At 70.3% G+C, this 10,888-nt stretch carries 10 protein-coding genes; 4 read left to right on the top strand and 6 right to left on the bottom strand.

Annotated elements, in window-relative coordinates:
- Positions 1–66 precede the first annotated feature (66 nt).
- The 6 genes from ACWF94_RS21290 to ACWF94_RS21265 form a co-directional block, all read right to left on the bottom strand.
- The gene (locus tag ACWF94_RS21290) at positions 67–642 is read right to left on the bottom strand and encodes a hypothetical protein (protein WP_453490500.1); all 576 of its coding nucleotides are present in this window, start codon (positions 640–642) and stop codon (positions 67–69) included.
- A gap of 201 nt (positions 643–843) precedes the next feature.
- On the bottom strand, positions 844–1,611 hold the full coding sequence (locus ACWF94_RS21285) for a succinate dehydrogenase iron-sulfur subunit (protein WP_453490497.1): 768 nt from the start codon (positions 1,609–1,611) through the stop codon (positions 844–846).
- Positions 1,611–3,365 carry a succinate dehydrogenase flavoprotein subunit gene (gene sdhA, locus ACWF94_RS21280; protein WP_453490494.1) on the bottom strand — a complete coding sequence of 585 codons (1,755 nt, stop codon included), beginning with the start codon at positions 3,363–3,365 and terminating at the stop codon, positions 1,611–1,613. The genes ACWF94_RS21285 and sdhA overlap by 1 nt, the downstream gene beginning before the upstream one ends.
- Positions 3,366–3,385: 20 nt before the next feature.
- Positions 3,386–3,862, bottom strand: coding sequence for a succinate dehydrogenase hydrophobic membrane anchor subunit (locus tag ACWF94_RS21275; RefSeq protein WP_453490491.1), 477 nt, complete (start codon positions 3,860–3,862; stop codon positions 3,386–3,388).
- 8 nt (positions 3,863–3,870) lie between these two features.
- The gene (gene sdhC / locus ACWF94_RS21270; protein ID WP_398520372.1) at positions 3,871–4,251 is read right to left on the bottom strand and encodes a succinate dehydrogenase, cytochrome b556 subunit; all 381 of its coding nucleotides are present in this window, start codon (positions 4,249–4,251) and stop codon (positions 3,871–3,873) included.
- A gap of 167 nt (positions 4,252–4,418) precedes the next feature.
- Positions 4,419–4,991: a 2-oxo-4-hydroxy-4-carboxy-5-ureidoimidazoline decarboxylase gene (locus tag ACWF94_RS21265; RefSeq protein WP_453490487.1), complete on the bottom strand. Its 573-nt coding sequence runs from the start codon at positions 4,989–4,991 to the stop codon at positions 4,419–4,421.
- A 487-nt stretch (positions 4,992–5,478) separates the two neighbouring features.
- Between ACWF94_RS21265 and ACWF94_RS21260 the strand changes: the two genes are divergently transcribed.
- The 4 genes from ACWF94_RS21260 to ACWF94_RS21245 all read left to right on the top strand — a co-directional run bounded on the left by ACWF94_RS21260 (position 5,479) and on the right by ACWF94_RS21245 (position 10,746).
- Entirely contained in the window at positions 5,479–7,191 is a 1,713-nt protein-coding gene (locus tag ACWF94_RS21260) for a beta-N-acetylhexosaminidase (protein ID WP_453490485.1), read from the top strand.
- Positions 7,192–7,716: 525 nt separating this feature from the next.
- Entirely contained in the window at positions 7,717–8,295 is a 579-nt protein-coding gene (locus ACWF94_RS21255; RefSeq protein ID WP_453490505.1) for a hypothetical protein, read from the top strand.
- Between the two features lie 376 nt (positions 8,296–8,671).
- The gene (locus ACWF94_RS21250; protein WP_453490503.1) at positions 8,672–9,454 is read left to right on the top strand and encodes an RNA polymerase sigma factor; all 783 of its coding nucleotides are present in this window, start codon (positions 8,672–8,674) and stop codon (positions 9,452–9,454) included.
- A complete protein-coding gene (locus ACWF94_RS21245; protein WP_453490482.1) occupies positions 9,454–10,746 on the top strand; it encodes a hypothetical protein in 1,293 nt (430 codons plus the stop codon). The genes ACWF94_RS21250 and ACWF94_RS21245 overlap by 1 nt, the downstream gene beginning before the upstream one ends.
- Positions 10,747–10,888 lie beyond the last annotated feature (142 nt).

Here is a 10,888-nt window from a genome sequence, read left to right as displayed (position 1 = left end):
AACGTGCCCCGGCCCTCAGTCAGTTGACGGCGTCACATCTGGTACGGCGTCACGCGCCGCTCGGCGTCACATGCTGCTCAGCGACCGCGCGTAGTTGATCTGCCCCATGATCTGCTGGAAGAGAAGGGGCTGGTGGGCCGGGATCATCGTGGCGTGGTGCTTGCCGCCGCTGGCGACCGTGACCTGGACATAGCCGGTGGTCTGCTTCTCCTTGATCAGCAGGAAGAGCAGACCGATGAAGCAGGCGAGGGCGAAGACGATCGCGAGCACGATGGCGTAGGTCGGGATCTTCTCCTCGGTACGGGACATGTCCGTGGCGTTCCAGACCGCGCCCTTCAGCGGCATCGTGCCCGACGGGGTGACGATCGACTCGGACAGCACGGTGATGTCCCCGATCGCCACCAGCGGTGTGCCGCCGCCCCCCTGCGTACCGCCCGCCGGGGGCCCGTACACGGGCACCGGCACCCCCGCCGGCTGCGTCTGGGCGTACGGCGGGGGGTTCTGGTGCGGGTAGCCGTAGCCGGGGGTGTCCTGGGGAGAGCCGTGCCCCGGGCTGCCCTGCTGCGGATAGCCGTAGGGCTGCGCGGGCCCCCACTGGTACTCCGGCTCGCCCTCGGACTTGTACGGATTCGGCTCGGTCATCTTCGTATCCCCGTTCTACCGCCACGACTTCATGAGACCCCCTCGATCCTGCCAGGTCCGCCCGCCATCGGTGAAGGCGTCCGGCCGACGGCCCTCGGCGGGCACGACGAAGGGCCCCGCACCCGTCGGCGGGACGCGGAGCCCTCCGTATCGAACTGAGTTACTTCTGAGGGACTGGTGTGCTGAACCGGGGCCGGGGGGTCAGAAGCGGCGCGTGATCAGCGCCCGCTTGACCTCCTGGATCGCCTTGGTGACCTCGATGCCTCGCGGGCAGGCGTCCGTGCAGTTGAACGTGGTGCGGCAGCGCCACACCCCGTCCTTGTCGTTCAGGATCTCCAGCCGCTGCTCGCCCGCCTCGTCGCGCGAGTCGAAGATGAAGCGGTGGGCGTTCACGATCGCCGCCGGGCCGAAGTACTGGCCGTCGTTCCAGAACACCGGGCACGACGAGGTGCAGGCCGCGCACAGAATGCACTTGGTCGTGTCGTCGAAGCGCTCGCGGTCCTCGGCGGACTGCCGGCGCTCCCGCGTCGGCTCGTTCCCGGTGGTGACCAGGAACGGCATCACATCCCGGTACGCCTGGAAGAACGGCTCCATGTCCACGACCAGGTCCTTGAGGACCGTCAGGCCCTTGATGGCCTCGACCGTGATCGGCTTCTCCGGGTTGAGGTCCTTGATCAGCGTCTTGCAGGCGAGCCTGTTCCGGCCGTTGATCCGCATCGCGTCGGAGCCGCAGATCCCGTGGGCGCAGGAGCGGCGGAAGGTCAGGGTGCCGTCGACATCCCACTTGATCTTGTGGAGGCCGTCGAGCACCCGCTCCTTCGGGTCGATCTCGATCCGGAAGTCCTCCCAGACCGCGTCCTCGGAGATCTCCGGGTTGAACCGGCGGATCCGGAAGGTGACCGTGATGTAGGGGGAGGCGTCGGCCTCCGGGCCGGTGGCCCCGACCTTGTCCATTACGGGGGTAGCCATCAGTACTTACGCTCCATCGGCTGGTAGCGGGTCTGGACGACCGGCTTGTAGTCGAGACGGATCGACTCGGAGCCGTCGTCGCCCACCTCGCGGTACGCCATGGTGTGGCGCATGAAGTTGACGTCGTCGCGGTTGGGGTAGTCCTCGCGGTAGTGGCCGCCGCGCGACTCCTTGCGGGCCAGCGCGGAGACGGCCATCACCTCGGCCAGATCGAGCAGATTGCCCAGCTCGATGGCCTCCAGCAGATCGGTGTTGAAGCGCCTGCCCTTGTCCTGGACGCCCACGTTCCGGTAGCGGGAGCGCAGCTCGCCGATCTTCTCGACGGCGGTCTTGATCGTCTGCTCGGTGCGGAACACCATGACATTCGCGTCCATGGTCTCCTGGAGTTCGCGGCGGATGTCCGCGACCCGCTCCCCGCCCGTGGACTCCCGCAGCCGCTCGACCTGCTCCCGGACCAGCGAAGCGGGGTCGTCGGGCAGCTCGACGAAGTCGGTCCCGGCGGCGTACTCGGCGGCGGCGATGCCCGAGCGCTTGCCGAAGACATTGATGTCGAGCAGCGAGTTGGTGCCCAGCCGGTTGGCGCCGTGCACGGAGACACAGGCGACCTCACCGGCCGCGTACAGACCGGGGACGACGGTGGTGTTGTCGAGCAGCACCTCGCCCTCGACGTTCGTCGGGATGCCGCCCATCGCGTAGTGCGCGGTGGGCTGGATCGGGATCGGGTCCGTGTAGGGCTCGATACCGAGGTAGGTGCGCGCGAACTCGGTGATGTCCGGGAGCTTGGCGTCCAGCTGCTCCGGCGGCAGATGGGTCAGGTCCAGGAAGACATGGTCGCCCTCGGGCCCGCAGCCGCGTCCCTCGCGGATCTCGGTGTAGATGGAGCGCGAGACGACATCGCGCGAGGCGAGGTCCTTCATGACGGGCGCGTACTTCTCCATGAAGCGCTCGCCGTCCTTGTTGCGCAGGATGCCGCCCTCGCCGCGGGCGCCCTCCGTGAGCAGGATGCCCATACGCCAGATGCCCGTCGGGTGGAACTGGAAGAACTCCATGTCCTCCAGCGGCAGCCCGCGCCGGTAGCAGGCCGCCTGGCCGTCGCCGGTGAGGGTGTGCGCGTTGGAGGTCACCTTGAAGAACTTGCCGGTGCCGCCGGAGGCGTAGATCACGGACTTCGCCTGGAAGATGTGGATCTCACCGGTCGCCAGCTCGTACGCGACGACTCCCGCCGACACCTTGACGCCGTCGACCTCGGTGATGAGCTGGTCCAGGACGTAGAACTCGTTGAAGAACTCCACGCCCTCCTTGACGCAGTTCTGGTACAGCGTCTGGAGGATCATGTGGCCGGTGCGGTCGGCGGCGTAGCAGGAGCGGCGGACCGGGGCCTCGCCGTGGTTGCGGGAGTGCCCGCCGAACCGGCGCTGGTCGATGGTGCCGTCCGGGGTGCGGTTGAACGGCAGGCCCATCTTCTCCAGGTCGAGGACCGCGTCGATGGCCTCCTTCGCCAGGATCTCGGCGGCGTCCTGGTCGACCAGGTAGTCACCGCCCTTGATCGTGTCGAAGGTGTGCCACTCCCAGTTGTCCTCCTCCACATTGGCGAGCGCGGCGGCCATGCCGCCCTGCGCCGCGCCCGTGTGGGAGCGGGTGGGGTAGAGCTTCGTCAGCACGGCGGTACGGCTGCGCTTGGTGGCCTCGATGGCGGCGCGCATACCGGCGCCGCCGGCGCCGACGATGACGGTGTCGTACTTGTGGATCTTCATGTGGTTCGTCAGCCCCGGCTTTAGCGGATGTTCGGGTCGAAGGTGAAGATCACCAGCGTGCCCAGCAGGATGGTGAACACCGTGGCGGTGTACAGCAGGCCCTTCAGCCACAGACGCGTGTTCGGGCGCTCGGCGTAGTCGTTGATCACGGTACGCAGGCCGTTGGCGCCGTGCAGCATGGCGAGCCACAGCATCAGCAGGTCCCAGGTCTGCCAGAACGGGGACGCCCAGCGGCCCGCGACGAACGCGAAACCGATCTTGGAGACGCCGCCGTCCAGCACGAGCTGGATCAGCAGATGGCCGATGACCAGGACGACCAGCACTACGCCGGAGAGGCGCATGAAGAGCCAGGCGGCCATTTCGAAGTTGCCGCGGGTCGAGCGCGGGGTCTTCCCGGTGCGCTTGCGCGGGGGCTCGATGAGCGGGGCCGGGTTGTCCACGTCGGGGAACGCGGCGCCCTCGACGGGACCGATCGCGGACGAGGTGTCGGCAGACATGTCTTTCCTCAGCTCCCGAAGACTTCGCGGACGGCATGGCCGAGGACGGGGTAGAGCGCGCCCGCCATCAGGACGACCCAGATGCCCACGACGGTCCAGAGCATCTGCTTCTGGTAGCGCGGGCCCTTGGACCAGAAGTCCACCGCGATGACCCGCAGGCCGTTGAGCGCGTGGAACAGGACGGCTGCGACGAGGCCGTACTCCAGCAGGGCGACGATCGGCGTCTTGTAGACGGCTACGACTTTGTCGTAGTCCTCAGGTGAGACGCGGACAAGAGCGGTGTCCAGCACGTGGACGAACAGGAAGAAGAAGATGAGGACGCCGGTGACTCGATGAGCCACCCATGACCACATTCCTTCCCGGCCGCGGTACAGCGTTCCAGCCGGCACGGAAGAGCCCTCCGGGAGCGGGGATTGGGGCCTGCCGGCTTGGGGGGTCGGTCTGGCCCGGCCGGGTACGGTCCACCGGCCCCGGCCATCGTAGCGACGAGATGTCGGTTCGTTCGCCCGGGGGCCATAGGTGTGATCAAACAGGCAATCAAACAACCTCGGACGGCCTATCGGGAAGCCCTTGTCACGCCGGATTCGGCACCGGTTTCCGGCTGCTGTCCGGCGATGGTGCGCGCGAGCCGGGAACGGGCGAGGCCGCGCAGCTCCTCGGCGACCACGGCCCGCTCGTCGTCCTTCTCATGGGTGAGCCGGGTGCGGATACCGGCCAGGATCTGGTCGACGTGCTCATGGGGCGGATAGGGGCCCAGGGAGATCACGAAGGGGTGGCCGAAAGTGCTCTCGTACGCGGCATGGGCCGCCGTGAAGGCGGTGTGCGCGGCCTGCGGCGCGTCCTGGCGGGGCCCGGCCGATGGCTCCCGGGCGAGGGCTTCGCGCAGGTCGGCGGGGGTGAGGTCGTATCCGGCCTCGTCGGCGGCGGCGAGCAGGGCGTCGAGATCGGGGTACGGGCGGTGATCGGCCAGCCGCTGGGCCCAGCGGCGGCTGCCGCAGCAGGCCAGGAGGGTGGCGAGTGCCGTGGCCTCGTCGGCGGTGTTGAAGCGCTCCAGTCCGGTGCCGGAGCGCTCCGGTCCGGTGCCGAGGCGTTCCGATGCGACGCTGGCGCGTTCCAGTCCGGTGCTCAAGCGCTCCGGTCCGGTGTCGCCGTACTCCATAGGGGTGAAGCCCGCCGGGCCCGGGGCGCCGGGGAGCAGCCCCGTCGGCGGCGGCTGGAGCTGCCGAGGTATGGGGGATGGGGGGACGATGTCCGCAGTGCGGTGTATGTCCGCGGTGCTGTGCGGGCCGGTGGCACTGCGAGGCTCGGCAGTGGTGTGAGGTTCGGCAGGGCTCTGAAGGTCCCCGGCACGGTGCGGGTCCTTCATGCGGCGAAAAGTCGGCGGGCGCTGTGGGAGGCCGGCGTGGGAATCGCTGGACAGCGTGGGCTCCTCGAACAGAACAGCGGTACCGCTGGGAAGGGAGTGAGGGATGAGTCCCAACGCTAGCGATGTGTGCGATGAGCTGTCCGACGGATGCACGAATTTCACTCGGACGGGAGAGTTTCGATTCATGTGATGGACGACTAGGGCGTTACTCCACGATTTACCCCATGTGGGCCATCTGGGAGGTATCCGAGTGATACGGCATCCAGCGCACCCCGGCCGCGCCCGGTTCACCGGCGCGGCGGTCGCCGTGGCCACCGCCCTGTCGGTGGCGGTAGGCGGCTGCTCCAACGGGGACGGCGGCGGTACGGGCGGTTCCGGCGATACGGGCGGCACCGGCGGCAGCGCCGAGCCCGGTGAGTCCTCCCCGTCCCCTCAATCCCCGCAGTCCCGTCGTACGGAGGCGGGCTCCGGCACCACCACGGAACCCGGCCGGACGCCCGCCGCTCCGGCGAGCCCCTCGCCCTCCGCGACGTATCCGCTCTCGACCGCGCCCGCGACCGTTCCCGCCGTACGGACGCATGAACCCGCCCGCGGCCCCGGCTGGCGGCCTGGCCCCGGCAGCGGCGTCGTGGTCGCCGAGGGCGGTGCGGCGCTCGCCGACGAGGCGCGGCTCCTCGCCGGGGAGCTGAAGATTGCCTACCGGGGCGAGGCCGCCGCCCGCGCGGGCGATGTGGAACTGGCGCTCGTGTCGTCCCAGCCGGGCGGCCCGGAGTCGTACACCGTCCGCACCGAGGGCAACCGGGTCCGGATAGCCGCCCCCGCCCAGGCCGGGGTGTTCTACGGCACCCGCACCCTCAAACAGGCCGTCCGCTCCGGCGGCGCCATGCCGGAGGGCGTCATCCGGGACGCCCCGGACCGGCCCCAGCGCGGGCTGATGGTCGACACCGCCCGCAAGCACTTCACCGCCCAGTGGATCGAGGCCCGGGTGCGCGAGATGGCCGACCTCAAGCTCAACCAGCTCGGGCTGCACTTCTCCGACGACCAGGGCTTCCGTATCTCATCGGACACCCACCCCGAGATCGTCTCGCGCGAGCATCTGACGAAGGCCGAGGTCCGGCGGATCATCGCCCTCGCCGCCTCGCTGCACATCACCGTCATCCCCGAGATCGACTCCCCGGGCCATCTGGGCGCGGTCCTCGCCGCCTATCCGCAGCTCCGGCTGAAGGACGCGGCGGGCCGGACGGTGCCCGGCGCGATCGACATCGGGCAGCCCGCGTCCGCCCGGCTCGTCGACGAACTGCTGCGGGAGTACGCCGAGCTGTTCCCCGGTCCGTACTGGCACCTCGGCGGCGACGAGTACCAGGCCCTCACCCGCCGGAACCCCGAGGCGTCCTTCCCGCACCTCGCGGCACTCGCCAAGCGGGAGTACGGACCCGAGGGCCGCGTCCAGGACCTGGCGACCGCCTGGGTCAACGACCGCGCGGCGATCGTGCGCCCGCTGGACCGGAAGCCCAAGGCGTGGAACGACGGCTTCTTCCGGGGCGGGCAGGTCAGTGTCGACAAGGACATCGAGGTCGAGTACTGGACCGGCAAGGAGATCGGCGCCCGCTCGCCGACCGAGTACCTCGCCGAGGGCTACAAGGTGGTGAACGTCAACGACGAGTACCTCTACTACGTGCTCGGCGAGCCCAACGAGTTCCGCTATCCGACCGGGCAGCGGATCTACGAGCAGTGGACACCGCTGGTGCTGCGCGGGACGACCCCGGTCGCCGCGAAGTACTCGAAGCAGATCCTGGGCGGGCGCTTCGCGATCTGGTGCGACCTCGCCCAGTCGCAGACCCCGGCGCAGATCGCCCAGGGCATCGCGCTCCCTCTCGCCGCGACCTCGCAGAAGCTCTGGGACCCGCGCACCCCGGCCAGATCCTGGCCGGCCTTCCGCACCCTCGCCGGCCAACTCCGCTGACCCCGGGCCGGGTTCGGGCGTCGGCCGCGGGCCGGGCCGGGCGGTCCGGTGCTCGACGGGCTTGAACACGCCCCCGAACCCGCCCCGAACCCGCCCCGGAACACGCCCCGAACCCGCCCCGGAGGGAAACGCCGCGATGTGAGTCCGCCCGGGGGTGCGCGGACTCACATCGCTGGTCCCCGGAGGACCCCGGCGGGATCAGCACAGTGATCCACACGCCGAATCCGGGTGGCCAGAATGTAACAGAGATGTGGCGTATATGTGTGTGACTGTCGCCTATTTGATGGATACGGCAAGGAGTTCACCGCGACAGGTGCAAGACTGCTCAGCTCCGCACAACCGTGGCGGCGGGGGCCCCAAAGGGGGTACTTTGCGCCATGCGGCCCGAGCCCTGCGCCGATGAGCTGTCCTTCAGATCGCTGGAAGGGACGGGTTTCCCGGTTTGTCGGTGTGACGCGAATGAGCCATGGGGCGCGTGTACTCGCCGTACGAAGTGCTCCGGGATGGGAGGCGTCAGTGGCGTCGATGTGCCTGAGGGAACTGATCACACAGGCGGACGAACGTGGCCTGGCGGCGAGCGGGCTTGCCTGCCTGGAACGCTGTCTGCCACCGGCCCTCGCCGAGGCGGAGGCACTGCGCCCGCTGTGGGCCGCACTGCCCGCGGGCGCGGCTGACTGGACCGGGCGCCTGACGGAGGTCAGAGAGGCGATCGAGTACGGGGCCGCCGATGACGACGCCGCCGCCCTCGTCCGGCAGATGCTCGGCGCCGCGCCCGCCGGCTGGCGGGCCGCCCCCCTGCGGGAGTGGGCGGACGACTGCTCCGTCGCCGCGCTGGAACTCCACCACCGCTACGACTCGGGCCGCCCCGGCGCCGGAGCCCCGGCGGCGGCCGATGTCATCGAGGTGCTCAAGGGCTGCCGCGAGGGCGAACCGACCGGGGCCGGGCCACTGGTCACCGGCGAGCTGCGGCGGCAGATCCGGGTGCTGGAGATCCTCGCCGACGGGGAGGGCGGCGCCGGTCTGCGGCAGGCGCTGCATGTCTCGGTCGAGGGCCAGCGGGTGCTGCGCGCGGTCGTCTCCCGAAGGGCCCGGGTCCAGCGCTGACGGCCCGTGTCCGTCCTGTCCGGCTCCGGCCCGCCTCGTCTGCCCCGTCCTGCCTTGTTCTGTCTCGCGCTGCCTTGTCCTGTCTCGTGCTGCGCCGGGGACGTTGGAAGGACGACCGGGGCCGCCACCCCCCACAGGAGAGGCCCCGGTCGTCGTCCGCCGGGGCCGCGGTGCGTCCCCGTACTTCACTCAGCGCCGGGCGGGCGATTTCTGTCACACAGGCACTGAGTCGGCATTTTGTTGCAAGTTGTACAAGCCATGGACGCGGCCCGGGGTAACGACGTAGCGTGCTCATTCGCATACAGGGGCGCGCGGGCGGCGATGACCAGCCGCACACCGCACCATGACCAACCGCACATCAGAACAGGTTGAGGTAGTGCTGGGGGACGACGCGGAGCTGACCACCGCGGTGCTCGCGGCACAGGACGGGGACGAAGGCGCCTTCCGTACTGTGTACCGCACGGTGCATCCGCGGCTGCTCGGTTATGTACGGACTCTCGTCGGCGAGCCGGACGCAGAGGACGTGACCTCCGAGGCGTGGCTACAGATCGCCCGGGACCTGGACCGGTTCAGCGGTGACGCGGACCGCTTCCGGGGCTGGGCCGCGCGCATAGCGCGCAACCGCGCGCTCGATCACATACGGATGCGGGGCAGACGCCCCGCCGTCGGCGGCGACGAGACCGAACTGACCGGCAGACCCGCCGACTCCGACACCGCCGACGAGGCGATGGAGGCCCTCGCCACCGGCAGCGCCATGGCCCTGATCGCCCAGCTTCCCCAGGACCAGGCCGAGGCGGTCGTCCTGCGGGTGGTGATCGGCCTCGACGCGAAGAGCGCGGCCGAGACCCTGGGCAAGCGGCCCGGAGCCGTACGCACGGCGGCCCACCGTGGCCTGAAGCGGCTGGCCGAACTCCTCGGCGTCGAGGGCCCATACCATGGCGAGCGGCCCGAATACGCCGATTCGGCCGCGAGCGCGCCGACAGCGTACGGTGCGGACTGCGCCGACGGGGACGGCGAGGATGGCGGGAACACGGGCTCCGGCCCCGCCGAAAGCCGGGCGGATCTGAACGGCCTGCCTCCACAGCGTGTGCCCCGACCGGGTTCGACCGCACCGGCCGGTGTGACGGATACACGGCTGCGGACGCAGAAGGACATGTGATGGCCGACGAGCGGTACGAGTGGCTCGACAAGGAGACCGCGGAGCGTCTGCTGCGCGGCGAGCAGGTCGAGCCCCCCGATGAACACGCCCGTACCCAGGCCACACGACTGAGCCGGGCCCTGCGGGCCGCGGGCCGCCCGCGTATCCCCGCACAGCCGGGTGGCGCCGAGCTGCCGGGTGAGGCCGCCGCCGCGGCGGCCTTCCGCCAGGCCAGAGCGGCAGCGGCCGGTGGCGATCTCCTGGGGACCGTACGGCTGGCTGCCGTGCCGCGCCCCTCGCTGCGTACGCGGCTGGGCACACCGCTGCGTCTGGGCGTCGTCGTCGCCATGGCCGGGGGTGCCTTCGGCGGTGTCGCGGTCGCGGCGAACTCCGGTCTGCTGCCCTCTCCTTTCGACGACGACACCTCGCCCAGCACATCGGTTTCGGGCGAGGTCACCCCGGGGCCCGTGGCCAGCGACCGGGCCGTGCCTCCGAAGCTGTCCGGCGAGTTCGGTCCGTCCGCCACCTCGCCCCCGGGGAGCGGGGGCCACGCGCATACGCCCGGTGAGGACTCCGGGCCCGCAGGTACCACCCCCGGTCAGCCTGGCGCGCGGTCGGGCGACAAGGGGAGGGGCAAGGCGAGGGACCGGGCCGACCAGTCCCGCCGGACGGCCGACGCCTGCCGCGACCATCGCGGCGGGTCGCTCGACGCCACGCGCCGCAAGCACCTGGAGACCGAGGCGAAGGGCCCCGGGAAGGTGGACCGGTACTGCGACCGCGTGCTGGGCAAGGGTAAATCCGGTAAATCTGATAAGTCCGGTGGGTCTGGCGGGTCTGGCGGGTCCGGCGGTCCTGAGAGCGACAGCCGCGACGGGACCGGTAAGAGCGGGAATCAGGCCAACCAGTCCAACCAGGCCAACCAGGGCAACATGGACGCACAGTCCGATCGAATGGGCGACGGCAAGCACCGGGACCGGGATCGGGACGGCGACCAAAGCGGCGGCAATCACGGTGGCCGCCAACACGCCAGGAGCGGCGACACGCTAGGCAGCTCTGACAGCGGCAACCGCGGCAGCAATCGTGGCGACAAGAGCAACGACAAGAACAGCGCCAAGAGCAACGACAGGAATAGCACCAACCGCGACGCCGGCCGCAGCACCGACCGCGGCCGCGAGAACGACAACCGGGGCGGTGGCGAGAAGGCCCGCGCGGACGGCGGCGGCGGGCAGAGCCCCCGTTCCGCTCGGCAGCCCGGGGCGGCGAAGGCTGTGGACGCCTCCATGGACGTCGGCGCGTCGGCGGGCGGGCGCTGACCCCTCCGTACCGTCTGACCAGCGGGTACGGCGATCCGGCCAGTCGGGTGTGACGTTTCTGGGCCGTATGGCGCAGTAGGAAGTGAGCCGACTGGTCATCGGCGTGGCACGACGAGCCGGGGTTCCCCCCGTACCTCTGGGC

Source organism: Streptomyces sp. NPDC055078 (assembly GCF_053607985.1).
Note: the sequence above shows the minus strand (reverse complement) of the source record. Positions and strands in the feature narration are given on the sequence as shown.